This is a genomic window from Streptomyces sp. NPDC006458 (genome assembly GCF_040612135.1).
Lineage (GTDB): Bacteria > Actinomycetota > Actinomycetes > Streptomycetales > Streptomycetaceae > Streptomyces.
The window spans coordinates 165,133-188,116 of sequence record NZ_JBEXPR010000012.1; the positions used below are offsets into that span (position 1 = coordinate 165,133).

Annotated in this window: 24 protein-coding genes and 2 pseudogenes; 9 read left to right on the forward strand and 17 right to left on the reverse strand. The window is 72.1% G+C overall.

The genetic code is table 11. The features are described from left to right. Positions 1-25: 25 nt before the first annotated feature. The 5 genes from ABZZ79_RS18560 to ABZZ79_RS18580 all read right to left on the reverse strand — a co-directional run bounded on the left by ABZZ79_RS18560 (position 26) and on the right by ABZZ79_RS18580 (position 4,849). Complete coding sequence (locus ABZZ79_RS18560) at positions 26-196, reverse strand: hypothetical protein (protein ID WP_356690000.1); 171 nt, start codon at positions 194-196, stop codon at positions 26-28. Between the two features lie 168 nt (positions 197-364). Then, positions 365-1,315 (reverse strand): cytochrome c oxidase assembly protein, encoded by a 951-nt coding sequence (locus ABZZ79_RS18565; RefSeq protein WP_356690001.1) that lies wholly within the window; start codon positions 1,313-1,315, stop codon positions 365-367. A 225-nt stretch (positions 1,316-1,540) separates the two neighbouring features. Beyond that, positions 1,541-2,566 carry a 6-phosphofructokinase gene (locus tag ABZZ79_RS18570; RefSeq protein WP_356690002.1) on the reverse strand — a complete coding sequence of 342 codons (1,026 nt, stop codon included), beginning with the start codon at positions 2,564-2,566 and terminating at the stop codon, positions 1,541-1,543. 292 nt (positions 2,567-2,858) lie between these two features. Beyond that, positions 2,859-3,587, reverse strand: a complete 729-nt coding sequence (locus tag ABZZ79_RS18575; RefSeq protein ID WP_356690003.1) for a glutamine amidotransferase — start codon at positions 3,585-3,587, stop codon at positions 2,859-2,861. Between the two features lie 23 nt (positions 3,588-3,610). Continuing rightward, complete coding sequence (locus ABZZ79_RS18580; RefSeq protein ID WP_356690004.1) at positions 3,611-4,849, reverse strand: MurT ligase domain-containing protein; 1,239 nt, start codon at positions 4,847-4,849, stop codon at positions 3,611-3,613. Between the two features lie 159 nt (positions 4,850-5,008). Between ABZZ79_RS18580 and def the strand changes: the two genes are divergently transcribed. Next, the gene (gene def, locus ABZZ79_RS18585; protein WP_356690005.1) at positions 5,009-5,554 is read left to right on the forward strand and encodes a peptide deformylase; all 546 of its coding nucleotides are present in this window, start codon (positions 5,009-5,011) and stop codon (positions 5,552-5,554) included. A 47-nt stretch (positions 5,555-5,601) separates the two neighbouring features. On the opposite strand, the gene ABZZ79_RS18590 is transcribed toward def, so the two are convergent. Further along, the gene (locus tag ABZZ79_RS18590; RefSeq protein ID WP_356690006.1) at positions 5,602-6,246 is read right to left on the reverse strand and encodes a TetR family transcriptional regulator; all 645 of its coding nucleotides are present in this window, start codon (positions 6,244-6,246) and stop codon (positions 5,602-5,604) included. 170 nt (positions 6,247-6,416) lie between these two features. On the opposite strand from ABZZ79_RS18590, the gene ABZZ79_RS18595 reads away from it, so the two are divergent. Then, positions 6,417-7,643 carry an acyl-CoA dehydrogenase family protein gene (locus tag ABZZ79_RS18595; RefSeq protein ID WP_356690007.1) on the forward strand — a complete coding sequence of 409 codons (1,227 nt, stop codon included), beginning with the start codon at positions 6,417-6,419 and terminating at the stop codon, positions 7,641-7,643. 81 nt (positions 7,644-7,724) lie between these two features. Here ABZZ79_RS18595 and ABZZ79_RS18600 read toward each other — a convergent pair whose 3' ends face one another. The 5 genes from ABZZ79_RS18600 to ABZZ79_RS18620 all read right to left on the reverse strand — a co-directional run bounded on the left by ABZZ79_RS18600 (position 7,725) and on the right by ABZZ79_RS18620 (position 12,703). Then, positions 7,725-7,955, reverse strand: coding sequence for a DUF6213 family protein (locus ABZZ79_RS18600; protein ID WP_356690008.1), 231 nt, complete (start codon positions 7,953-7,955; stop codon positions 7,725-7,727). A gap of 25 nt (positions 7,956-7,980) precedes the next feature. Beyond that, a complete protein-coding gene (locus ABZZ79_RS18605; protein WP_356690009.1) occupies positions 7,981-9,375 on the reverse strand; it encodes an NADP-dependent succinic semialdehyde dehydrogenase in 1,395 nt (464 codons plus the stop codon). Between the two features lie 70 nt (positions 9,376-9,445). Then, positions 9,446-9,916 (reverse strand): NUDIX domain-containing protein, encoded by a 471-nt coding sequence (locus ABZZ79_RS18610; protein WP_356690010.1) that lies wholly within the window; start codon positions 9,914-9,916, stop codon positions 9,446-9,448. Beyond that, positions 9,913-11,451, reverse strand: a complete 1,539-nt coding sequence (locus ABZZ79_RS18615) for an ATP-dependent DNA ligase (RefSeq protein WP_356690011.1) — start codon at positions 11,449-11,451, stop codon at positions 9,913-9,915. The genes ABZZ79_RS18610 and ABZZ79_RS18615 overlap by 4 nt, the downstream gene beginning before the upstream one ends. Positions 11,452-11,698: 247 nt before the next feature. After that, positions 11,699-12,703, reverse strand: coding sequence for an NAD(P)/FAD-dependent oxidoreductase (locus ABZZ79_RS18620; protein ID WP_356690012.1), 1,005 nt, complete (start codon positions 12,701-12,703; stop codon positions 11,699-11,701). A 78-nt stretch (positions 12,704-12,781) separates the two neighbouring features. On the opposite strand from ABZZ79_RS18620, the gene ABZZ79_RS18625 reads away from it, so the two are divergent. From ABZZ79_RS18625 to ABZZ79_RS18650, 6 genes and pseudogenes are all read left to right on the forward strand, one after another. Further along, complete coding sequence (locus ABZZ79_RS18625) at positions 12,782-13,354, forward strand: XRE family transcriptional regulator (RefSeq protein ID WP_356690013.1); 573 nt, start codon at positions 12,782-12,784, stop codon at positions 13,352-13,354. A 93-nt stretch (positions 13,355-13,447) separates the two neighbouring features. Next, positions 13,448-14,413 (forward strand): NADPH:quinone oxidoreductase family protein, encoded by a 966-nt coding sequence (locus tag ABZZ79_RS18630; protein ID WP_356690014.1) that lies wholly within the window; start codon positions 13,448-13,450, stop codon positions 14,411-14,413. Continuing rightward, positions 14,410-15,594, forward strand: a complete 1,185-nt coding sequence (locus tag ABZZ79_RS18635) for an acyl-CoA dehydrogenase family protein (protein WP_356690015.1) — start codon at positions 14,410-14,412, stop codon at positions 15,592-15,594. The genes ABZZ79_RS18630 and ABZZ79_RS18635 overlap by 4 nt, the downstream gene beginning before the upstream one ends. Next, the gene (locus ABZZ79_RS18640; protein ID WP_356690016.1) at positions 15,591-16,676 is read left to right on the forward strand and encodes an acyl-CoA dehydrogenase family protein; all 1,086 of its coding nucleotides are present in this window, start codon (positions 15,591-15,593) and stop codon (positions 16,674-16,676) included. Before ABZZ79_RS18635 ends, ABZZ79_RS18640 begins: the two co-directional genes overlap by 4 nt. Positions 16,677-16,898: 222 nt before the next feature. After that, positions 16,899-17,762 (forward strand): phosphatidylinositol-specific phospholipase C/glycerophosphodiester phosphodiesterase family protein, encoded by an 864-nt coding sequence (locus ABZZ79_RS18645; RefSeq protein WP_356690017.1) that lies wholly within the window; start codon positions 16,899-16,901, stop codon positions 17,760-17,762. A 201-nt stretch (positions 17,763-17,963) separates the two neighbouring features. Next, positions 17,964-18,080: pseudogene (locus ABZZ79_RS18650) on the forward strand (site-specific integrase); the annotation flags it as partial. A gap of 88 nt (positions 18,081-18,168) precedes the next feature. Here the strand turns inward: ABZZ79_RS18650 and ABZZ79_RS18655 are convergent. The 4 genes and pseudogenes from ABZZ79_RS18655 to ABZZ79_RS18670 all read right to left on the reverse strand — a co-directional run. Next, positions 18,169-18,462 (reverse strand): DUF1330 domain-containing protein, encoded by a 294-nt coding sequence (locus ABZZ79_RS18655; protein ID WP_356690018.1) that lies wholly within the window; start codon positions 18,460-18,462, stop codon positions 18,169-18,171. A 33-nt stretch (positions 18,463-18,495) separates the two neighbouring features. Next, positions 18,496-19,929, reverse strand: coding sequence for an MFS transporter (locus tag ABZZ79_RS18660; protein WP_356690083.1), 1,434 nt, complete (start codon positions 19,927-19,929; stop codon positions 18,496-18,498). Next, a complete protein-coding gene (locus ABZZ79_RS18665; RefSeq protein WP_356690085.1) occupies positions 19,926-20,288 on the reverse strand; it encodes a MarR family transcriptional regulator in 363 nt (120 codons plus the stop codon). The genes ABZZ79_RS18660 and ABZZ79_RS18665 overlap by 4 nt, the downstream gene beginning before the upstream one ends. A 210-nt stretch (positions 20,289-20,498) precedes the next feature. Continuing rightward, a pseudogene (locus tag ABZZ79_RS18670) lies at positions 20,499-20,764 on the reverse strand (hypothetical protein); the annotation flags it as partial. A 249-nt stretch (positions 20,765-21,013) separates the two neighbouring features. On the opposite strand from ABZZ79_RS18670, the gene ABZZ79_RS18675 reads away from it, so the two are divergent. Then, entirely contained in the window at positions 21,014-21,208 is a 195-nt protein-coding gene (locus ABZZ79_RS18675) for a hypothetical protein (protein WP_356690019.1), read from the forward strand. A 45-nt stretch (positions 21,209-21,253) separates the two neighbouring features. Here the strand turns inward: ABZZ79_RS18675 and ABZZ79_RS18680 are convergent, their stop codons facing one another. Further along, the gene (locus ABZZ79_RS18680) at positions 21,254-22,525 is read right to left on the reverse strand and encodes a phosphodiester glycosidase family protein (RefSeq protein ID WP_356690020.1); all 1,272 of its coding nucleotides are present in this window, start codon (positions 22,523-22,525) and stop codon (positions 21,254-21,256) included. A gap of 87 nt (positions 22,526-22,612) precedes the next feature. After that, positions 22,613-22,972, reverse strand: a complete 360-nt coding sequence (locus ABZZ79_RS18685; protein WP_356690021.1) for a DUF779 domain-containing protein — start codon at positions 22,970-22,972, stop codon at positions 22,613-22,615. Positions 22,973-22,984: the final 12 nt, after the last annotated feature.

Consider the following 22,984-nt stretch of genomic DNA (forward strand, 5'->3'; position numbering starts at 1 on the left):
CCGGGCGGCCCGACACCGTGAGCGGTCAGGTGCTGCGGGTGGCCACCATGCCGAGGGTGATCAGGCCCAGCACGACCCAGCCGAACCACAGCCAGCCGTTGCTGCCGAGCACCGCCGTGTAGGCCGTCACCATGACGAGTCCGCCGAGGGTGAGAACCCCCATGGTCTTCGTGGAGCTGTCCGTGGCACCGGGCATCGCAACACCCTCCTCGTGGTCCGTCCCTCCATGGTGCCCTGGATCCGCGTCGGCGCGGCCCGGATACGCAAATACGTCCGGTTTCCGGGGGCGGGGACAGGGGCGAGGCGGGAGGGGAGAGCAGGGGGGAGGCGGAAGGGAGGAGGGAGCAGGGCGGGGGAGTACCGCTCAGCGGGCGCGTGCGTTCAGCGAGGCGAGATAGGCGTTGTACGCCTCCAGCTCCTTGTCGCCGTCCCGGTCCGCGGCCCGGTCGCTGCGCTTGGCCTGCCGCTGCTCGGAGCCGTACCACTGGAACAGCAGTGCGATAAGCACCAGCACCGACGGGATCTCGCTGAAGGCCCAGGCGATGCCGCCGGCCGCGTTCTGGTCGGCGAGCGCGTCGATGCCGAGGGAGGCGGGCGGGTCGCTGTACGTCTTCACCATCGGGGTCGACCCCATCATCAGCGCGATGCCGAAGAAGGCGTGGAACGGCATCCCCGCGAACAGCTCCAGCATTCGCATCAGATACCCCGGCCGCTGCGGGCCCGGGTCCACGCCCACAATCGGCCAGAAGAAGACCACTCCGACCGCCAGGAAGTGGATCATCATCGCGGTGTGGCCCGCCCTGGACCCCATCAGCGTGTCGAACAGCGGGGTGAAGTAGAGCGCGTAGAGGCTCGCGATGAACATCGGGATCGTGAACGCCGGATGCGTGATCACCCGCATGTACCGGCTGTGCAGCAGCGCCAGCAGCAGTTCCCGCGGCCCCTTGCGGCCCCGCCCGGCGACGGGCAGCGCCCGCAGCGCGAGGGTGACGGGCGCGCCGAGCAGGATCAGGATCGGCGACAGCATGCTGATCACCATGTGCTGCACCATGTGCACGCTGAACATGACCATCCCGTAGTCGTTCAGCTTGGTGCACATCACCAGCGCGATGGTCAGCACCCCGCCGACGAAGGCGACGGTCCGCCCGAGCGACCAGTGGTCCCCGCGCCGCCGCAGCCGCACGACCCCCCAGACGTACAGGGCGATCCCCACCAGGCAGGCGACGAGGAAGAACCCGTCCGGCGACCACTGCAGACCCCGTCCCAGCGTGAACGGCGGCAGATCCATGGTCGTGCCGTGCCCGCTGTGATCCATCGCCGGCTCCTGTTTTCGTGGGGGGTTGTGCGCTTAAGTCCGGCACCAAGACTAAAGCTGCCCCCGGCCGCACTTGCGACCGGGGGCAGATCAGCGCATTCAGGGGCGCGGGGAACCGCGCGAGCAACCACGACGAACCCCGCACCCACCCACCGGAAGGCTGAAACCCCACCCCCGCCGGAAGGCAGAAGCACCCGCAGGAAGGCAGAAGCACCCGCCGGACGGCTAGAGCACACACTCCGCTTCGGCGTACCGGTCGGCCGGCACGGTCTTCAGCGTCTGGACGGCCTCGGCCAGCGACACCATCACGATGTCCGTGCCGCGCAGGGCGGTCATCATCCCGAACTCACCCCGGTGCACGGCCTCCACCGCGTGCCATCCGAACCGGGTCGCGAGCACCCGGTCGTACGCGGTCGGCGTACCACCGCGCTGCACATGCCCGAGGATGACCGGACGGGCCTCCTTGCCGAGCCGGTGCTCCAGCTCGATCGACAGCTGCCGGGCGATGCCGGCGAACCGCTCGTGGCCGTAGACGTCCTTGCCGCCCTCGTCGAACTCCATGCTGCCGGGCTTCGGCTTGGCGCCCTCCGCGGCCACCACGATCGCGAACCGCTTGCCCGCCTCGAACCGCTCGCCGACCACCGTGGCGAGCTCCTCGATGTCGAAGGGCCGCTCGGGCACCACGATGGCGTGGGCACCCGCGGCCATGCCGGAGTGCAGGGCGATCCAGCCGGTGTGCCGGCCCATGACCTCGACGACGAGCACCCGCTGGTGGGACTCGGCGGTGGTCTTGAGCCGGTCGAGGGCCTCGGTCGCCACTCCGACGGCCGTGTCGAAGCCGAAGGTGACGTCCGTGACCGCGATGTCGTTGTCGATGGTCTTCGGCACACCGACGACGGGCAGACCGCTGTCCGACATCAGCCGGGCCGCCTTGAGCGTGCCCTCGCCGCCGATCGGGATGATCGCGTCGAGTCCGAGATCCGCGACATGGCCCTTGGCCCGCTCGACCCCGTCCCGCAGATGGGACGGCTGGACGCGGGAGGAACCGAGGATGGTTCCGCCGCGGGCGAGGATGCCGCCCACCGCGTCGAGGTCGAGCTTCATGTAGTCGCCCTCCAGGAGGCCCTTCCAGCCGTCCCGGAAACCGATGACCTCGTCGCCGTGGTCGACGACGGCACGGTGCACGACGGACCGGATGACGGCGTTCAGGCCGGGGCAGTCGCCGCCGGACGTGAGGACACCAATGCGCATAGCCCGAAATACCTTTGCAACGTGGGCCGAGGACCGGACCACGTTGTCCGGCTTGATCCCGGTCACCCTACCGGCGTGAGGGGGTGGCACCGCATCGGGCGTCCGCCTGGTGGACGTGCCCGCACATGTGAGCGGACGGCTTGTCAGAGGGGCCCTCGCGGTACGGTGACGGAGCCTCGTCCGCCCGTCTTTCGTCCGCCTTTCGGGCGTCCGGCGCGCGGGCGGCCGGACGGTGAAGAAAAGCCGCCCGGGGCCACGGGGGCCCAGGGCGGCTCATGTGACGCCGTGTGGATCAGGCAGGCTGCTGCGCGGCCGCGATGCGCTCGTCGCGGAGCGCCTCGTACCAGCGGTCGTCCGTCGGCGGCAGCGCGTTGACGTCCAGCGCCAGCTTCAGCAGCAGGTCGGCGATCAGCGGGTTGCGGGCGAGGACGGGCCCGTGCATGTACGTACCGAAGACGGTGTCGTTGAACGCGCCCTCGGTGCCGTCGCCCGTGCCGTTGCCGTTGCCCAGGCGGACCTGGGCGAAGGGGCGGGCGGTGGGGCCGAGGTGGGTGACGCCCTGGTGGTTCTCGAAGCCGGTCAGCGGGGGCAGACCGAGCCGCGGGTTGATGTCGGCGAGCACGTCACCCACACAGCGGGCACCCTCACCGCGCACCGAGACCACGTCCAGCAGACCCAGGCCGGGCTCGCGCTGGCCGAGGTCGTTGATGAACTCGTGGCCGAGGATCTGGTAGCCGGCGCACACGGAGAACACGATCGCGCCGTTCTCCACCGCCCGGTACAGGCCCCCGTCGCGGCGCAGCCGCTCGGCCGCGAGCCGCTGCGGCCGGTCCTCGCCGCCGCCGATCAGGTAGATGTCGCCGGAGGTCGGGATCGGCTGGTCGCTGCGCACGTCGAGCCGGGCCACGTCCAGACCCCGCTGCCGTGCCCGGCGCTCCACGACGAGGACGTTGCCCTGGTCGCCGTAGGTGCTCAGCAGGTCCGGATAGACCCAGACGACCCGCAGCTGGTTGTCGCTCATGAAGTCAGTGTCCTTACGGCTGGTCAGTTGCCGACGCGGCGGCGCAGGTCCTGGAAGGCGGTGTAGTTGGCGATGACCTCGATCCGGCCGGGCGGGCAGATCTGCACCGCCTGGTCGAGGTTCTCGCACACCTGGAAGTGCTGGTCGGCGACCTCCAGACGGACCGCGAGGTCGAGCTTGCGGTCGCCGACCACGAAGATCGGGTGACCGGTCAGCCGCGTGTAGTCGACGTCCCACAGCCAGGACGTGTCGGTGCCGTCGGCGCTGCGCGCGTTCACGGAGAGGATCACCGGGGTGGGCGGCGGGTCGATCAGCGAGAAGGTCTCCAGCCAGCCCGCCGGGTTCTTGGCGAGCAGCAGCCGCAGGTCGCGGCCCTGGAACTGCACGACGTCATAGCGCCCGGCGACGGCCTGCACCTGGTACATCCGCTCCAGCGCGACCTGCGGCGGCACACCGAACACGGCGGCGACGGCGGCCGAGGAGGCGGCGTTGGCCTTGTTGGCACGGCCCGGCAGCTGGAGGTGGATCGGCCAGGCGGAGCCGTGCGGGTCGAGGACGTGGTCGCCGGACAGTGCCCAGGTCGGGCTCGGGCGGCGGAAGCCGCAGTCGCCGCAGAACCAGTCGTCTCCGGGGCGCTGCATCACACCGCCGCAGGACGGGCACGACCAGGCGTCGTCCTTCCACATCTGGCCGGCGGCGACCCAGATCACGTTCGGCGACGACGAGGCGGCCCACACGACCAGCGGGTCGTCGGCGTTCGCCACGATCACGGCCTTGGAGCCCGCGAGTCCCTCGCGCCAGTTCTCCGCGAGCATCCGGGTCTCGGCCGCACGGTCGAGCTGGTCACGGGAGAGGTTGAGGAGGGCGATGCACTTGGGGGCGGTGTCCCGGGCGACACCCGCGAGGTACTTCTCGTCGACCTCGATGACCCCGAACTTGGCGTCCGAGCTGCCCGCGAGCGCCGAGGTGATGCCGGCCGGCATGTTGGCGCCGAGCGCGTTGGACACGACCGGTCCGGCCGCGCGCAGCGCCTCGGCGATGAGCCGGGTGGTGGTGGTCTTGCCGTTCGTCGCCGAGACCAGGACCACATCCAGGTTCTGCGCCAGCCGGGCGAGCAGGTCGGGGTCGAGCTTGAGGGCCACCCGTCCGCCGATCACCGAACCGCTGCCGCGCCCCGCGGCACGGGATGCCGCCGCGACAGCCTTGCCGGCGGTCACGGCGAGCTTGGCCCGCGGAGTGAGCGGGTCCGAATTGCCTGACATCAGTCCTCGATCCTCCTTGCGTACGCGCCGCATCGAAAGCCTCGACGGCCACGTGGTGTGGCCTCAGCCTATCGAGATCCACTCACGTGCCCGAATCGCGGCACCGTCACGATCCAGGCACGCACCTGTCGCGACCTGCCAGACCGTACCCTTGCCGCCATGCGACACGGCTTCATCCCGGGCGCCCGCGGGCGGGTCCGGCCTCTCACTCTGCTCGGCTCTCCGGTGCTCCACACCCCCTGCGCCGAGGTCACCGACTTCGGCCCCGAACTCGCCGCCCTCGTCGAGGACTTGTTCGCCACGATGTACGCCGCCGAGGGCGTCGGCCTGGCCGCCAACCAGGTGGGGGAGGCGCTGCGCGTCTTCGTCTACGACTGTCCCGACGATGAAGATGTACGGCATCTCGGCCATGTCGTAAACCCCCGTCTCGTGGCGCTGGACGGTGTGGAGATCCGCGGCCCGGAGGGCTGTCTGTCCCTGCCGGGGCTGGAGGCGGGCACGGTCCGCCACGACCATGCCGTGGTGGAGGGCTCCACGATGACGGGCGAGCCGATCACGATCCACGGCACGGGCTGGTTCGCCCGCTGCCTCCAGCACGAGTGCGACCACCTGGACGGAACGGTCTACGCGGACCGGGTGTCGGGCCGGCGTCACCGCAGGCTCATGCGGCAAGTGGCGCGAGCCTCTTGGAGCGGCGGGAGCTGACGTGCCTCAAGGGCGCGCGGGCGGTTGTGGACCAACCGCGACCCGCGTCAGAACCCGGGTCCTCCGACCCGGTCTCCGGCCGCGGCCAGCCGCCCCCACAGGAGGTCCGCCAGACTGCGCACCAACTCCGCCCGGGAACAAGGCCGTTCCCCCAGCCACCAGTCCCCGGCGGCGTGCATCATCCCGACGATGCCGTGCCCCCACACACGGGCCAGCTGCTGTGACCCCGGTCCGAGGTCCAGCCGCTCCCCGATGACCGTGGCCAGTTCCTCACCCATGCGTCGCAGCACCGGGGCGGAGTACTTGCCGATGTCGAACCCCGGGTCCCCCGGCTGGCCACCCTCCGAGGGGTGCATCAGGAACCGGTACACCTGGGGCCGGGCCTCGATCGCGGCGAGATACGTGTCGAGGGTCGCCTCCACCCGCTCGCGCCGGTCCGCCGGCGCGTCCAGGGCGGCCCGCAGCGAGTCCAGCAGGGCGTCGGTGTGCCGCTTGGCGAGGGCGGCGTACAGACCGCCCTTGTCGCCGAAGTGGCGGTAGAGGATCGGCTTGGTGATCCCGGCCTCGGCGGCGATGGCGTTCATCGAGGCCTGCGGGCCGTCCCGGAGCACCACTCGGTCCGCGGCCTCCAGCAGCTCGCGCCGTCGACGGTCGGCGGACCTCTGCTGCTCGGTCCGCTGCGTGGTGTCCATGAGCTCTCCCCACCCGTGCTGATTCGGTGACGCCAGCGCAAACTAACACCCGGAACGCCTCTCGCATCGAACGGGATGCCGAGGAGACCTGAGGAGTTGACTTTTCCTACTCGCCGGTAACAGACTGCGGTTACCGCAAGTAACGCGCAGGTGCCGCCGCTGGAGGGGACATGGCCGAGTTCACCATGGAGCTCAACGACGAACAGAAGGAGGTCCGTGACTGGGTGCACGGCTTCGCCGCCGCTGTCATCCGGCCCGCGGCCGCCGAATGGGACGAGCGTGAGGAAACCCCCTGGCCGGTCATCCAGGAGGCCGCCAAGGTCGGCATCTACTCCCTGGACTTCTACGCCCAGCAGTACTTCGACCCGACCGGCCTCGGCATTCCGATGGCCATGGAGGAACTGTTCTGGGGCGACGCCGGTATCGCCCTGTCCATCGTCGGCACCGGACTCGCCGCCGTAGGCGTCCTCGCCAACGGCACGGAGGAACAGATCGGCACCTGGATCCCCCAGATGTACGGCGACGCCAACGACGTCAAGGTCGCCGCGTTCTGCTCCTCCGAGCCGGACGCCGGTTCCGACGTCGGCTCGATGCGCACCCGTGCGGTGTACGACGAGGCCACGGACGAGTGGGTGATCAACGGCACCAAGACCTGGGCGACGAACGGCGGCATCGCCAACGTCCATGTGGTCGTCGCGGTCGTCGACCCGGAGATCGGCTCCAAGGGCCACGCGTCCTTCATCGTCCCGCCGAACACACCCGGTCTGTCCCAGGGCCAGAAGTTCAAGAAGCACGGCATCCGCGCCTCGCACACCGCCGAGGTCATCCTGGACAACGTGCGCGTGCCGGGCTCCTGCCTGCTGGGCGGCAAGGAGAAGCTGGACGAGCGGCTGGCCCGCGCCCGCGAGCGCGCCAGGTACGGCGGCGAGCGGGTGAAGAACGCGGCCATGGCGACCTTCGAGGCGTCGCGCCCGGCGGTCGGCGCGATGGCCGTCGGCACGGCCCGCGCCGCCTTCGAGGTCGCCCTCGACTACGCGAAGACCCGGGAGCAGTTCGGCCGGCCCATCATCGACAACCAGGGTGTGGCCTTCCAGCTCGCGGACATGCGCACCTCGATCGACGCGGCCCGGCTGCTCGTCTGGCGCGCCTCGTGGATGGCGGTCAACGGCAAGCCCTTCACCGCGGCCGAGGGCTCGATGTCGAAGCTGTTCGCCTCCGAGACCGCGAAGAAGGTCACGGCCCAGGCGATCCAGATCCTCGGCGGCAACGGGTACACCCGTGAGTACCCGGTGGAGCGGATGCACCGGGACTCCGCGATCTACACGATCTTCGAGGGCACCAGCGAGATCCAGCGGCTGGTCATCGCTCGCACGCTGGCCGGCCTGCCCATCCGCTGACCCCCGCGGCTGCGGGGCGAGCACTCTGGGCTCGCCCCGGAGCGGGTGGGACAACTCCCCGCCGCGGGTGTGGACATGGGCTCAGGACCGGCCGCTGCTGTGGGCGATACAGGCCACGTCGATCCGGTCGGCCAGCTTCGCCAGCTCGATCGTCAGGGCGGCGACGGTCTCCTCGTCGAGCTCCTGATCCCCGGCCTCGACCAGATGCACCCACCGCGCGCCCATCGTGCGCAGCAGCTTGCTCACATCGGCCGCGGCCACCTGCAGGGCCCCACGGTCGTCGACAATCAGCGGCAGAGTCACTTCGCGCACACCGGCGATCGTAACCGCGCGACCGTCACGCACCGTGCCAAACCGTCGTGATGTTGCAGAACTCGCGGATTCCGTGCCCGGACAGCTCACGCCCGTACCCCGAGCTCTTCACCCCGCCGAACGGGAACGCCGGATGCGAGGCGGTCATGCCGTTGACGTAGACCGCGCCCGCCTCCAGATCCCGGACGAACCGGTCCACCTCGGCCTCGTCCCGGGTCCATACGTTCGAACTCAGCCCGAACGGCGAGTCGTTCGCGATGAGCACGGCCTCGTCCAGGTCGCCCGCCCGGTACAGCGTGGCCACCGGCCCGAACGCCTCCTCGCGGTGGATGCGCATCTCGCGGGTGATCCCGGCCAGCACGGTCGGCGGGTAGTACCAGCCCGGCAGCTCGGGCCGGCGCAGACGATGGCCGCCGCACAGCAGGTCCGCCCCGCTGCGTGTCGCGTCGTCCACCAGCTCCTCCACGTCGCTGCGCCCCTGCTCGGTGGCGAGCGGCCCGACGTCCGTGTCCTCCTCCATCGGGTCGCCGACCTTGAGCGCCTTCATGGCGGTCACGAACCGTTCGGCGAAGGCGTCGTAGACGTCCGTGTGCACGATGAACCGCTTCGCGGCGATACAGGACTGCCCGTTGTTCTGGACGCGCGCGGTCACCGCGACCTGCGCGGCCCGGTCGAGGTCGGCGGAGGGCATCACGACGTACGGATCACTGCCGCCCAGTTCCAGGACCGTCTTCTTGATCATCTTCCCGGCGGTGGAGGCCACGGCCCGGCCGGCCGGCTCGCTGCCCGTGAGCGTCGCCGCCCGCACCCGCTCGTCGCGCAGGACGCCGTCCACCTGGCCGGCGCCGATCAGCAGGGTCTGGAAGCAGCCCTCCGTGAACCCCGCCCGGTGGAACAGGTCCTCCAGGTACAGAGCGGTCTGCGGCACGTTCGACGCGTGCTTGAGCAGGCCCACGTTGCCCGCCATCAGCGCGGGCGCGGCGAACCGGATCACCTGCCACAGCGGGAAGTTCCACGGCATCACCGCGAGCACCGGCCCGAGCGGGCGGTAGAGCACCCGCACCCGGGACGCCCCGGAGTCCCGCACGTCCGAGGCGGCGGGCTCCTCGTCGGCGAGCAGGGCCTGCGCGTTCTCCGCGTACCAGCGCATGGCCCTGGCGCACTTGGCGGCCTCGGCGCGGGCCTGCTTGACCGGCTTGCCCATCTCGGTGGTCATCACCCGCCCGATGTCCTGCTGGTCGCCGTCCAGCAGCTCGGCGGCCCGGTTCAGCAGCCGGGCGCGGTCGGCGAAGGCGCTCGTGCGGTACGTGCGAAACGTGGCCTCGGCGAGCTGGAGCCGGCGTTCCAGCTCCTCCTCTCCCATGGCCTCGTACGTCTTGAGTGTCTCGCCGTTCGCCGGGTTCACCGTAGCGATGGGCATGACCGGACCTCCCTGGGTGGGCTGTGTCTCGACGATGCCGCGCCGCGGCCGGGGCCGCAACGCGTGGACGTCAGGGCGAGTGGTCCGCGAGGCGGTCGAGAAACGCGGCCTGCGCGGCGACGACCAGCCCGCGGGCCCGTTCCAGGCCGTACCAGGCGACCCGGTCCAGCTCGGGGAACTCCCGCACCCGGCCCGAGCGCGGTGGCCACTCCATGGTGAAGGTGCCGGGGACCACCGCGGCCGGGTCGAGGTCCGCCTCGACCGCCCACACCGTGACGACCTTGCCGCCCCGCTGCCGCACCTCGCCGAGCGGTACGGCCTCCCCGTCCGGCGGCTCCATGCCCAGCTCCTCGCGGAACTCGCGCCGGGCCGCCTCCCAGGCGGGTTCCTCCGGCTCGTACTCGCCCTTGGGGACGGTCCATGCCCCGGCGTCCTTCTTCGCGAAGAACGGACCGCCCATATGGCCGAGCAGTACCTCCAGTCCGTCCTCGCCGTGCCGGTACAGCAGCAGCCCCGCGCTGCGCCTGCCCGCCGCGCTCACGGCTTCACCTCCGGATGCGCGGCCAGCAGTGTCTCCACGGTGTCCGCCTCCTCGGGCCGCTTGTCCTCCCGGTAGCGCACCACCCGGGCGAACCGCAGGGTGACGCCCGCCGGGTAGCGGGAGGACCGTTGCAGACCGTCGTAGGCGATCTCGACGACGAGTTCGGGCCGTACGGTCACCACCCAGCCGTCGTCCTTCACCGCGATCCCCTTCAGCCGCTCGGTCTGCCAGGCGAGCATCGCGTCGGTCATGCCCTTGAAGGTCTTGCCGAGCATGGCGTACGAGCCGTCGGCCCGGCGGGCGCCGAGGTGGAGGTTGGACAGCTTGCCGGTGCGGCGGCCGTGTCCCCACTCGACGGCCAGGACCACCAGGTCGAGGGTGTGCACGGGCTTGACCTTGAGCCAGGACGCGCCGCGCCGGCCCGCGCTGTAGGGGGCGTCGAGGGCCTTGACGACGACGCCCTCGTGGCCGCGGCGCAGCGTCTCGGCGAGGAAGTCCTCGGCCGGGGCCACGTCGTCGGCGTCCGCGGCGAGCGTACGGCGCACCCGCATCGGCTCGGGCACCAGCCGGGACAGCTCCGCGTGCCGTTCGGTGAAGGGCAGGTCGAGGAGGTCGTGGCCGTCGACGGACAGCGCGTCGAAGAAGACGGGGGAGACGGGCACCGCCCCGGCGGCCGTGGCCACGTCGACGCGGGAACCCACCCGCCCGGCGGTCTCCTGGAAGGAGCGGGGCCGGCCCTCGGCGTCGAAGGAGAGCACCTCCCCGTCCAGAATGAACCGTTCGCCCGCCAGTTCCAGCGCCGCGGACGTCACTTCCGGCAGCCGGTCCGTGATCTCGTCGAGGGTGCGGGTGTAGACGCGTACGTCGTCGCCGTCTCGGTGCACCTGGACGCGGATGCCGTCCAGCTTCTCCTCCACCGCGCACGCGCCGAGCCTGCCGACGGCCTCGGCCACCGAGGAGGCGGTGTGCGCGAGCATCGGCAGGACCGGGCGGCCGACGGTGAGCCGGAAGCCCTCCAGGGCCGGCGGGCCGTCGGCGAGCAGCGCCTCGGCCACGGCCTGGAGCGACCCGGCGAGCATCACCGCCCGGCGCACCTCGGCGGCCCCGGCGCCCGTCGCCTGCGCCAGCCCCTCCACGGCGACGGCGTCCAGCGCGCCCTGCCGGACCTCGCCGGTGATCAGGCCGAGCAGGAAGCGCTGTTCGCCGGCCGTGGCCATGCCCATCAACTCGCCGACCAGTCTGGCGCGTTCGGCCTGCGAGCCGGGGCCGGAGACTTCGCCGAGCTCGGTGAGCCGGGCGTCCACCTCGCGCACGGTCAGGCCCGGCTCGGAGGCCGGTTCGACCGGGCGGCTGAGCACCTTCCAGCCGACGCCGAGCCGCCCCTGCGGCAGCCGGCCCGCGAGATACGGGATGACGATCGGCGCGTCCCGCGCGTCCGCCTCCCGGAACAGCTCGGCGAGCAGCGCGATCTTGCGGGACCGCGCCGACGTGGCGGCGACCTCCCGGGACACATCGGCGAGCCGGGTCAGCAGCATGCAGCCATGGTGCGGTGCGCTCCGCCGGTTCACACCCCGAGAGACGGGGCGCCTCTCGTCCACGGGTTCGTAGTGGTGCGGGTCCGTTGTGGTGCGGGTTCGTTTTCGCGGGTCGCGCCCACGCGCCGGAGCCGCATGCCGGCAGCCGTCCTTCATGGGCGCGGGGAACTGCGCGACCAGCCCACCACGACCCGCAGCCGCCACAGACCCGACCGCCATCCATCGCACGCGGGCCCGGCGCGGCTCGTCAGAGCGTTGCGTCGAGGTCCGCGAACAGCAGCTCACCGTTCAGCGCGGCGGCGGCCCGGTAGCCGCGGCTCGCCGCGTTCACGACCTGCTCGGCGAAGCCCGAGGCGTTGCCCGCCGCCCACAGCCCGGGGACGCTGGTCAGACCCCGCTCGTCGATCACTGGGTAGGTGCCGAACGGTGTCTCGGTCAGCTCGGCACCCAGCTTCACGAACAGCTCCGTGCGCGGCACCGGCCGAGGTGCCACGAACAGCACCTCACGGTCGTACGCCGACCCGTCCGCCAGCCTGACGCCGGTCAGCCGGTCGTCCTCCACCACCAGCCCCGCCACCCGGCCGGGCACCACCTTCACCCCGGCCGCGGCAAGGCGGCGGACGTCCTGCTCGGACAGCTCCGACTCGGCGACCTCGTGCAGGAAGAGCGTCACGTCCTTGGACCACTGGGACACCATCAGCGCCTGGTGCACGCTCAGCGCGTTCGCGGCCAGTACGCCGAACGCCTGGTCGCGGACCTCCCAGCCGTGGCAGTACGGGCAGTGCAGCACATCGCGGCCGAAGCGCTCGGCGACGCCCTCCACGGCCGGCAGCTCGTCCTTCAGGCCGGTCGCGACGATCAGACGGCGGGCCCGGACGGTACGGCCGCTGTCGAGCGCGACGGTGAAGTCACCGTCCCTGGCGATGTCCGTCACCCGGTCGCGGACGAGCTCGACGCCGTACCGGGCGATCTCCTCCCGCCCGGCCGCCAGGAACCCGTCGGGCGGCATCCCGTCTCGGGTGAGGTAGCCCTGCATATGGGCGGCGGGCGCGTTGCGCGGTTCGCCCGCGTCGACCACGAGGGTGCGGCGCCGGGCCCGGCCCAGCACCAGCGCGGCGGACAGGCCCGCCGCGCCCCCGCCGACGACGATCACCTCGTACGTCCCGGTGCTCTCCGTGTTCCCGGTGTTCCTGGTGTTCCTGGTGTTCCCGGCGTTCCCCGTCGGCCCGGTCTGCTCGGTCTGCTCGGTCATCGTGACCACCTCCACCGGAGACGGTCGCTCCGGCCTCGCCGGATTGACAAACAGATTTGCCGAAACTGCAATACCGGCATGACCACCGAAGACGTTCTCGCGGAAGTGGGCCCCCGGCTGCGGAGCCTGCGCAAGGAGCGGGAGGTGACCCTCGCCGGGCTGTCCGAGGCGACGGGGATCTCCGTGAGCACCCTGTCCCGGCTGGAGTCCGGGCAGCGCAAGCCATCCCTGGAACTGCTGCTCCCGATCGCGCAGGCCCATCAGGTGCCGCTGGACGAGCTGGTCGGCGCGCCGCCGGTCGGCGACCCCCGGGTGCGGGCCGCGCCGATCGTGCGGAACGGGCGTACCCACTGGCCGCTCACCCGTCAGCCGGGCGGGCTCCAGGCCTACAAGGTGCTCGAACCCCGGCGCACCCTGGAGCCCGACCCGCGCACCCACGAGGGCTACGAGTGGCTGTACGTCCTGTCCGGGAGGCTGCGCCTGGTGCTGGGTGAGCACGACGTGGTGCTCACCGCGGGGGAGGCCGCCGAGTTCGACACCCGGGTGCCGCACTGGTTCGGCTCGACGGGGGAGGGGCCGGTGGAGTTCCTGAGCCTGTTCGGGCCGCAGGGGGAGCGGATGCATGTGCGGGCGCGGCCGAGGACCGGGTAGCGGACTTTGCTGAAGGGACTGTTCCCTGATCGGCAAGCGACCGCTTAGTATGCCCTCGATCCGGTCGTACGACACAGTCCGTGGAGGCCCCGAATGCAGGCATGGCAGGTGCACGAGAACGGCGAGCCGGGCGAGGTGATGCGGCTCGCGGACATCGGGCGGCCCACGCCCGGTGACGGCCAGGTCCTGCTGAAGGTGCGCGCCGCGAACATCAACTTCCCCGATGTGCTGATGTGCCGCGGCCACTACCAGGTCAGGCCGCCGCTGCCGTTCACGCCCGGCGTGGAGATCTGCGGCGAGACCGAGGACGGCCGCCGTGTGATCGCCAACCCGGCGCTGCCCCACGGCGGATTCGCCGAGTACGCCGTGGCGGACGCGGCCGCGCTGCTGCCCGCGCCGGAGTCCCTGGACGACGCCGAGGCCGCCGCGCTGCACATCGGCTACCAGACGGGCTGGTTCGGCCTGCACCGCCGGGCGGCCCTGGAGGCCGGCGAGACACTGCTGGTGCACGCCGCCGCGGGCGGGGTCGGCAGTGCCGCCGTCCAGCTCGGCAAGGCGGCGGGCGCCACCGTCATCGGTGTCGTCGGCGGCGCCGACAAGGCCGCCGTCGCCCGCGAACTGGGCTGTGACGTGGTGATCGACCGGCGCGCCGAGGACGTCGTGGCCGCCGTGAAGGAGGCCACCGGAGGCCGCGGCGCCGATGTGATCTACGACCCCGTCGGCGGCGAGGCCTACACCCAGTCGGCCAAGGCGGTCGCCTTCGAGGGCCGGATCGTCGTCGTCGGCTTCGCCAGCGGCGGCATCCCCAGCCCGGCGCTCAACCACGCCCTGGTGAAGAACTACTCGATCCTCGGCCTGCACTGGGGCCTGTACAACGTCAAGAACCCCAAGCTGGTCCTGCACTGCCACGAGCAGCTCACCGAGCTGGCCGCCCGGGGCGCCATCAGACCGCTCATCAGCGAGCGGGTGCCGCTGGGCGAGGCCGCGGCCGCCGTGCAGCGCGTCGGCGACGGTGTCACCACCGGCCGGATCGCCGTCGTCGCGGAGGGAGCGGCATGACCGACGCCGACGAACTGCGCCGCCTCACACAGGAGTTCCTGGCCGCGCATCCGCCCGCGAGCACCGAGCGGACGGACTTCCTCCGCGCCCGCTTCGACGCCGGGCTCGCCTGGGTGCACTACCCCGAGGGCCTCGGCGGACTGGGCGCCACACGCACCCTCCAGGCCGTCGTGGACGCCGAGCTGGAGGCCGCCGGAGCCCCCGACAACGACCCGCGGCGGATCGGCATCGGCCTCGGCATGGCCGCACCGACCATCCTCGGCTTCGGCACGGAGGAGCAGAAGCGGCGCTTCCTGCGGCCCCTGTGGACCGGCGAGGAGGTGTGGTGCCAGCTGTTCAGCGAGCCCGGCGCCGGGTCCGACCTGGCCGCGCTCGGCACCCGGGCGGTCCGCGAGGACGGCGGGGACTGGGTCGTCAACGGACAGAAGGTGTGGACCTCCAGCGCCCATGTCGCCCGCTGGGCCATCCTCATCGCCCGCACCGAACCGGACGTGCCCAAGCACCGGGGCATCACCTACTTCCTGTGCGGCATGACCGGCCCCGGCGTCGAGGTGCGCCCGCTGCGGCAGATCACCGGTGAGGCCGAGTTCAACGAGGTGTTCCTCACCGGTGTCCGCATCCCCGACTCCCGCCGCCTCGGCGAGGTCGGCGACGGCTGGCGGGTCGCCCAGACCACGCTGAACAACGAACGGGTCGCGATCGGCGGCGTGCGGCTGCCACGCGAGGGCGGCATGATCGGCCCGGTCGCCACGACCTGGCGCGAGCGTCCCGAGCTGCGCACCCACGACCTCCACCAGCGCCTGCTGAAGCTCTGGGTCGACGCCGAGGTCGTCCGCCTCACCGGCGAACGTCTGCGCCAGCAGCTCGCCCTGGGCCAGCCCGGCCCCGAGGGCGCCGGTATGAAGCTCGCCTTCGCCCGCCTCAACCAGGAGATCAGCGGCCTGGAGGTGGAACTCCTCGGCGAGGAGGGCCTGCTGTACGACGACTGGACCATGCGGCGCCCGGAACTGGTCGACTTCACCGGCCGCGAGGCCGGCTACCGCTACCTGCGCTCCAAGGGCAACAGCATCGAGGGCGGGACCAGTGAGGTCCTGCTCAACATCGTCGCCGAGCGCGTGCTGGGCCTGCCCGCAGAGCCGCGCACCGACAAGGACGTCGCATGGAAGGACCTCGCTCGATGACCGATCTGCTCTACTCGGAGGAGGAAGAGGCGCTCCGCGCGGCCGTACGGGACCTGCTCGCCGACCACTGCGACGCGCCCGGGGTCATCGCCCGCACCGAGTCGGACGCCCCGCACGACCTGAGGGCCTGGAAGGCGCTGACCGACGGCATGGGCCTGGCGGGCCTGCTGGTCCCCGAGGACCGGGGCGGCCAGGGTGCCACGCACCGCGAAGCCGCCGTGGTCCTGGAGGAGTTGGGGCGCGCGATGGCTCCCGTGCCGTACCTGACCAGCGCCGTGGTCGCCACCGAGGCGCTGCTGGCCTGCGAGGCCGAGGGCGGCCTGCTCGCCGAGCTGGCGTCCGGCCGGCGCATCGGCGTGCTCGCCGTCGCGCTGAACGTCGCCCCCGACCGCGCCTACAAGGTCGTGCGCCACGAAGACGGCGGTCTGCGCGGGGAGCTGACGGGCATTGCCGACGCGGTGGCCGCGGACGTACTGCTGATCCCCGCGGACGACGGCGGGCTCTACGCGGTGGAGGCGCGGGCGGTCACGGTCACGCCGCAGGTGTCGCTCGACCTCACCCGGCCGCTGGCCACCGTCACCCTGGACGGCGCCGCCGGGCGGCTGCTGGGCGACGCCGAACCCGCGGTGCGCCGCGCCCTGCGCGCCGGTGCCGGACTGCTGGCGTCCGAGCAACTCGGGCTCGCCGAATGGGCGTTGACCGAGACCGTGCGCTACCTGAAGGAGCGCAAGCAGTTCAACCGGTCCGTCGGCGGCTTCCAGGCGCTCAAGCACCGGCTCGCCCAGCTGTGGCTGGACGTCGTCAGCCTCCGCGCCGCCGCGCGGGGCGCGGCCGACGCCCTGGCGGGCGGCGCGGACGACGCGGAGACGGCCCTGGCGGTCGCCGTCGCCCAGGCCTACGCGGCACCGGTCGCCGTGCGCGCCGCCGAGGAGGCGCTCCAACTGCACGGCGGAATCGGCATGACCTGGGAGCACCCCGTCCACCTCTGCCTCAAGCGGGCCAAGGCCGACTCGATCGCCTACGGCACCGCGGGCGTCCACCGCGACGCGCTGGCCGAAATGGTCGACCTGCGCGCTCCCTGACGTTCACCCGGCGACATCCGAGGAAAGCCCGTCCCCACCCGGACGCTGTTGGTAAATCGAACCAACAGCGTCCACCCGGGGCGGGCTCTTCGGTGCGCCGCGTCCGGCCGGTGAACGCGTGACGACGGTCCGGCCAACTCCTGCGCCACACAGCCTCCTTGAGGTGTGCACGCCCCATACTCGCTGGGGATCCACACCGGCACCCTCGCAGGGAGGCAGCGCATGGCCCTCACCACCCGACGCAGAGCCCTCACCGCCTTCGGCGCCGCCGTCGCGGGCACGATCGCCCTGCCCGGCGCCACCGCCTTCGCGGGCGAGCGGAGCGAGCGCCGCCCGTCCCCGCTGTGGCGGGCCCACGCGCACAACGACTACGAGCACCCCCGTCCCCTCCTCGACGCCCTCGACCACCGCTTCGGCAGCCTGGAGGCGGACATCTACCTGGTCGGCGACCAACTCCTGGTCGCCCACGACCCGGAGGACCTCGACCCCGCCCGCACACTGGAGTCCCTCTACCTCGACACGCTCGACGCGCGGGTCCGCGCCCACCACGGCTGGGTGTACCGCGGTCACCGCCGGCCGGTCCAGCTCCTGATCGACATCAAGACCGAGGGCGCCTCGACCTACCTGGAACTCGACCGCCATCTGCGGCGCCACAAGCACCTGTTCACCACGTACGCCCACGGTCGCGTCCACCCCGGCCCGGTCACCGCGGTCATCTCCGGCGACCGCGCGGCGCGGGTGCCCATGGAGGCCCAGACCGTGCGCCACGCCTTCTACGACGGCCGGCTCACCGACCTCGGCACCTCGGCGCCCGCCTCGTTCGTGCCGCTGATCAGCGACAACTGGACCCGCCTGTTCACCTGGCAGGGCGTCGGCCCGTTCCCGGCCGCGGAGCGCGAGCGGCTGCACGCCATCACCGCGGCCGCCCACGAGCGCGGCCAGACCGTCCGCTTCTGGGCCACCCCGGACGTGCCCGGCCCGGCCCGCGACGCCCTGTGGGCCGAACTGCTCGACGCCGGTGTCGACTTCCTCAACACGGACGACCTGGCGGGCCTGGAGGCGTTCCTGGACGCGCACCTGGCCTGACCGTCACGCGCAGACAGGGGGTTGAGGAACATCGGAACGAAAACCGGCGCTAAGCCTCGATCGACCCTGGTGGACGGCTGACGGATCGTCGGCGGCCGGACCTGTCTGAAGTCTTCCCGCAGATAACGCCCCATCATCTGTGCCATCGCTGAGCGCGGCCTGCGGCGACGTCCGCGGGGCCGTGCACGAAGCGACCCTGTTATCTGCGGCAAGGGGGAAGCGGTGCGCGCCGTCGTACGACTGCCCGCCGGGAAGGCGCTGACCGTACGGACCGCCGCAGACACGTTCCTCGACTCGCTCGACAACCCGAACACCCTCCCCGGACTCGCGCGACTATCGTACGGGCAGGCTCGCGCCATGCTCGACGCTCATACGGCACTCGCCGGAAGATCCGACTGGGCCTCGGTCAGTCGATGCCTTCGACGATGCGGAAGTCGCGCTCGACGCCGTCGGAGAGGGCGACCAGCGCCTCCTGGTAGGCCGCACTCCCGTGCGCCGCGACGGCCTGCTCGAAGCTGTCGAACTCGATCAGGACGGTGCGCTCGGCGATTCCGGCGTCATGCGCCACGATCCGACCGCCACGGGCGAGGACTCGGCCGCCCCCGGCCTTGACGGCCGGAGGGGCCAGCTTGTTGTAAGCGGCCAGCTTCTCAGGGTCTGAAATGGTGCGGTAGACGCTGACCCAGTAGCCCTTGGGCATGGAACCTCCAGTGTTGGGATGAGTGCATCTGACTTACGAGTTGGTCTCGGACGAGCGTCGGCGGGCGAGAGCGAGGCTTGTCAGCGTCGTGATCGCCATGGCGCCGATGCCGACCAGCGCCGCGGTGGTGTAGGCGCTGTCGTCGGGGAAGAGGTGGCCGGGGCCGGTGCCCGCGGCGAGGATCAGGCCGCCGATGGCGCTGCCCAGGGAGTACCCGACGCTGCGGACGACGTAGTTGAAGCTCATGGCGCTCGACGTCTCGCTCCTGGGGGTGACGGCCAGGATGACGCCGGGCATCGCGGCCGAGAAGCCGCCGACGCCGAAGCCGAGCACGCCCATCGCCGCGAACAGTTCGGCCAGGTCCGACCGGGCCACCGCGAACAGGGCGAACCCGCCGCCGACCATGACGGCGCTGCCGGCCAGGAGCAGGGGGTCGGTGATCCGCGTCCGGACCCGCGGCGTGAGCCTGCCGGCGACGAACCCCAGCACCGAGAACGGGATGAGGACCAGCCCGGCGACGAAGGTCGTCAGCCCGAAGCCGTAGCCGGCGCCGTGCGGCGTCTGCGAGTACCGGGTGATGAGCGTGAGCAGGAGGTACATGCCGATCCCGCCGACGAACATGGCGAGATTCGCCCCGGCGACCGCCGGGTGCCGCACCGCCCGCACATCGACCAGGGGCGTCGTGCTGCGCAGCTCGATGACGGCCCAGACGCAGAGCAGTACCACCGCGACGACGGCGAGGCCCGCCGCCACGGCGAGGTGCCGGCTCCACAGATTCCGTTCGCCGGCGAGGAACAGCACCAGGAGCAGCGCAGCGGCCAGGACGACCGCGCCTGCCACGTCCACGTGGGCGGAGCGGCCTTCGGGGGCTTCGGGCATGGAGCGCCACGCGGTCAGGAGGGCGGCGGCGGTGACGACCAGGCCGAGGCCGTAGGCGGCCCGTACCCCGCCGAGCTCGGCGAGCAGTGCGGCCAGCGGGTAGCCGACGCCGGCCCCGATGATCGAGACCACCGAGATCAGGGCGATCACGGCCGCGCTGCGCTCCTCGGGGAGGTGGTCCCGGGCCACGCCCATCATCAGCGCCGTCAGCCCGAGCCCGACGCCCTGGGCCGCCCTGCCGGCCAGCAGCCACGCGAACGGCAGCGGCAGCACGGTGAGCGCGCTGCCGGCGACGACGACCGCCAGCGTGGCGAGGATCGTGGCCCGCCGGTGCGGGCCGGCTCCGAGCCGGCCCAGGACCGGCGTGGCGACGGCGCCGCTGAGCAGCGCGACGGTCAGCGTCCACTGCGCGCTGCCGAGCGAGACGTGGTACGAGGTCGCCACGCTGGTGATGAGCGGCGTCCCGAGGCTGGCGACCGCCGCCACGACCAGAGCGATGAACATCAGGGCGGGGACCAGCAGCCGCGCCTCGGAACGCGCCACCGGGAACGCCTTCACCGCGACCCGCCGACCGGGCTGCCCGGTCAGTGCTTCGGCCCTTCGCGGTCCTGGCTTTCGAGCTCTGCCAGATGCTTCAGCGCCGGAAGGGCCGCCACCAGCGCCTCGACCTCGTCGCCGGTGAGCTCGCCGATCAACCGCTCGAACGCGTGGACGCCCGCCTGGTGCCGCGTCCGGACATAGGAGGCGCCGGCCTCGGTCAGGCACACCAGCGTGACCCGCTTGTCGGACGCGTCGCCCCGCCGCTCGACCAGGCCGGACTCCTCCATCACCCGGACCAGGGCGGTCATCGCGGGCTGGGTGACGCCCTCGACCGCGGCCAGATCGGTGATGCGTCGCGGGCCGGTCCGGTCCAGGGTGGCCAGGGTGGCGGCGGACGTCAGGCTCATGTCCCGGGGCAGGCGTCTCGCGGCCCTGGTGGCCAGGCCGTAGAGGGCTGCCCCGATGGCGGCGGACGCGCCAGGAGCGGTGTCTTGACGACTCATGGGTCGAAGCATAGCATTTTTATATTCATAGTTTATGGAAATGGTCGACTGGTGCGGGCGGCCTCGATCCGCACCCGCGACGGCGGCCGGCCATCGCGCTCGGTGCGCGGCCGGAACCAACGGCCGCACGGTGCCGAACCGGGTCAGGAGCCGACTCCGCCAAGCCTCGTCCGCGTCGGAGTCGAGCGGCGGGGTCAGCTCGAACAGCGCGGCGAGTGTGGCGGCCAGGCCGGCAGCTTCGTCGCGATGAGCACCTCCAATAGGTCCAGGGCGTCGTCGACCGCGCGGGTCGTCAGGTAAACCGCGGTGGCCAGCAGCGTGGCCGGCAGCGTGGCCAGGCGCCGAGGGTCGCCGTGGCGAATCCGTCAGAAACTCGACCGGCACCCCGGACCTCCAGACAGTCAGTGATCACCACGACTGCCGAAGGCTCCGCCCCCGTGGAGCCCCAGGTCAAAGCGCTCTCAGGCCCGCGAAGGGCTTAGCGCCGGTTTTCGCTCCGATGTTCCTCGACCCCCAGACACCACACGTTCGGGGGACATGTCAGCCGCCCGGATGAACCCTCCGCTACGCCACACTTGCGGCCGAACGCCGTGAACCGGACGCGACCGGCATGGCGGAGGAGGTTCACGATGGCCATTTCCATCTCTCTGGTGCTGCTGCTGTTCATCCTGGCGGTGATCTTCCTGCGCAACGGGGGACTGAAGTTCTCCCATGCGCTGGTGTGCGCGCTGCTCGGCTTCTACCTCGCGAGCACCGGCATGGCGCCCACGATTCACAGTGGTCTCACGGCCACGGCGGACATCGTCAGCAGTCTGCGGCCGTGAGACCCGGGCGGGCCCCGGCCGTTCAGGGGCCGCCGTCCAGGGGCCTCACCCGGTCGTGAACACCCCGATGCCGTTCGGGACGGGGCGTTCCCCACCCCCGCTCGGATGGTTGAGGGCGGTGACGACGCCGCTGCCCGGGGCGCGGGCGACCAGCGTCGAGGAGCCGCCGCCGTCCAGGTTGAAGCCCTGGTCGGCGCCCAGGTACGCCAGGGTGGAGGCGAGTTCCGCGATGCTGAGACCGGTGCGGTACTCGGGCGCACCGTCCAGCGTGAGCAGCAGCAGCCGTTGGCCGCCCCCGGCGATGCCCACGGCCGTGCGCACCGCGGCGGTCCGGTCCTCCAGACCGGACAGCGGCCGGCCGTCCCGCAGCACCGGGTAGCCGCCGAGGGCGAAACGCAGGGGAACGGTGGAGACGGTCGCACGCAGCCGGTGCCTGATCCCCACGGGTTCCCCCGGGTAGAGCTTCCGCAGCTGCTGGGCGCCCGCCTCCCGGCCGACGAGCACGGTCGTGCCCGCGGCGATGGGCCCGCTGCCCGGAGTGTCCGAGGCCGACACGACATGGCCGTCGCGGACCGACACCTCGTAGGTGTCGCTGCTGCACGGCGCGGCCCGTTCGGTGTCCGTGCCGCAGGTGGCGCGCACCCGGGAGGCGGAGCCCCAGCTCTCGGTGAACGCCCCGATGGAGCCCACCGGCAGCGCGTACTGGTTGAGCCCGCCGAGCGGCAGCCGCGCCTGCGGCGTGCGCAGCGAACCCTCGAAGGCGAGCCGGTCGAGCCGCGCCCTGCGGTCCCGCCCCACCCCGACCACGTCCTCGGTGCTCGTGCCCGGCGGCAGCACGGGACCGAACCGCTGCCCGTTCGGCACCGCCGCCTTCAGCGTCCGGTCGTCCGCGATCGCCGGTCCGACGCTCGCACCGGTGGCCTGGACGGCGGGGTGCTGGGTCTCGGTGATGTTGAAGAAGTCGCCGTTGACGCCCGCCACCGCGCCCTGGGCCGTGGCCAGGCGCGAGACGGTGTCCCGCGCCGCGACCGCCCCGGGGTGCAGCAGGCCCAGGCGAACCCGGCGATCGGCGAGGTCGACGCGCAGCACATGGGCGTGCGCCGGCCCCTGGGCCGCCTGGAGGTCGTACTGCTCGTAGACGACACCCGGCGCGAGGCGCACCGGCCGCGTGGTGGCGGCGGCCCGCGCGAGCGGCACCGCCCGCTCGACGGCGCCGGCCGGTGCCGCCCCGGTGAGGGCGGCACCGGCCAGCGCGGTGAGTGCCGTGAGGAGGGCCAGTGCCGTTCTGCCCGCCCGTGCCCGGCCGAGTGCACGCATGGCCGATCCTCCGCCCGAGTCCCTGAGCTGCCGTCAAAAACGCTGGAGCACAGGGAGATTGCATCACAGGGCGAGGAGAGGCGGTCGCTAGGACTCGACCAGCCGGGAACGGGTCAGGAAACGCACTCCTTGCGGCGCCTCCAGCGAGAACCCGCTGCCGCGGCCCTCGACGACGTCCACGATCAGCCGGGTGTGGCTCCAGACGGCGTACTGACTGCGTGACATCCAGAAGGTGACCGGCTCCGTGACGCCCTCCACCTGCAGTTCGGCCAGCAGCACGTCCGAGTCGCCGGTGCGGAACTCGCCGTCCGGGTAACACATGGGCGCGCTGCCGTCGCAGCAGCCGCCGGACTGATGGAACATCAGCGGTCCGTGCTCGGCCCGCAGCCGCCGCACCAGATCGGCGGCCGCGGGGGTGAGCTCGACGCGGGGGATCTTCTCGGGCATGGCGGGCGCCCT

Coding starts and splice junctions, on each gene's coding strand:
- ABZZ79_RS18560 (WP_356690000.1), bottom strand. CDS start 196: ATGCCCGGTGCCACGGACAGCTCCACGAAGACCATGGGGGTTCTCACC.
- ABZZ79_RS18565 (WP_356690001.1), bottom strand. CDS start 1,315: ATGGATCACAGCGGGCACGGCACGACCATGGATCTGCCGCCGTTCACG.
- ABZZ79_RS18570 (WP_356690002.1), bottom strand. CDS start 2,566: ATGCGCATTGGTGTCCTCACGTCCGGCGGCGACTGCCCCGGCCTGAAC.
- ABZZ79_RS18575 (WP_356690003.1), bottom strand. CDS start 3,587: ATGAGCGACAACCAGCTGCGGGTCGTCTGGGTCTATCCGGACCTGCTG.
- ABZZ79_RS18580 (WP_356690004.1), bottom strand. CDS start 4,849: ATGTCAGGCAATTCGGACCCGCTCACTCCGCGGGCCAAGCTCGCCGTG.
- def (WP_356690005.1), top strand. CDS start 5,009: ATGCGACACGGCTTCATCCCGGGCGCCCGCGGGCGGGTCCGGCCTCTC.
- ABZZ79_RS18590 (WP_356690006.1), bottom strand. CDS start 6,246: ATGGACACCACGCAGCGGACCGAGCAGCAGAGGTCCGCCGACCGTCGA.
- ABZZ79_RS18595 (WP_356690007.1), top strand. CDS start 6,417: ATGGCCGAGTTCACCATGGAGCTCAACGACGAACAGAAGGAGGTCCGT.
- ABZZ79_RS18605 (WP_356690009.1), bottom strand. CDS start 9,375: ATGCCCATCGCTACGGTGAACCCGGCGAACGGCGAGACACTCAAGACG.
- ABZZ79_RS18615 (WP_356690011.1), bottom strand. CDS start 11,451: ATGCTGCTGACCCGGCTCGCCGATGTGTCCCGGGAGGTCGCCGCCACG.
- ABZZ79_RS18620 (WP_356690012.1), bottom strand. CDS start 12,703: ATGACCGAGCAGACCGAGCAGACCGGGCCGACGGGGAACGCCGGGAAC.
- ABZZ79_RS18625 (WP_356690013.1), top strand. CDS start 12,782: ATGACCACCGAAGACGTTCTCGCGGAAGTGGGCCCCCGGCTGCGGAGC.
- ABZZ79_RS18630 (WP_356690014.1), top strand. CDS start 13,448: ATGCAGGCATGGCAGGTGCACGAGAACGGCGAGCCGGGCGAGGTGATG.
- ABZZ79_RS18635 (WP_356690015.1), top strand. CDS start 14,410: ATGACCGACGCCGACGAACTGCGCCGCCTCACACAGGAGTTCCTGGCC.
- ABZZ79_RS18640 (WP_356690016.1), top strand. CDS start 15,591: ATGACCGATCTGCTCTACTCGGAGGAGGAAGAGGCGCTCCGCGCGGCC.
- ABZZ79_RS18645 (WP_356690017.1), top strand. CDS start 16,899: ATGGCCCTCACCACCCGACGCAGAGCCCTCACCGCCTTCGGCGCCGCC.
- ABZZ79_RS18655 (WP_356690018.1), bottom strand. CDS start 18,462: ATGCCCAAGGGCTACTGGGTCAGCGTCTACCGCACCATTTCAGACCCT.
- ABZZ79_RS18665 (WP_356690085.1), bottom strand. CDS start 20,288: ATGAGCCTGACGTCCGCCGCCACCCTGGCCACCCTGGACCGGACCGGC.
- ABZZ79_RS18675 (WP_356690019.1), top strand. CDS start 21,014: ATGGCCATTTCCATCTCTCTGGTGCTGCTGCTGTTCATCCTGGCGGTG.
- ABZZ79_RS18680 (WP_356690020.1), bottom strand. CDS start 22,525: ATGCGTGCACTCGGCCGGGCACGGGCGGGCAGAACGGCACTGGCCCTC.
- ABZZ79_RS18685 (WP_356690021.1), bottom strand. CDS start 22,972: ATGCCCGAGAAGATCCCCCGCGTCGAGCTCACCCCCGCGGCCGCCGAT.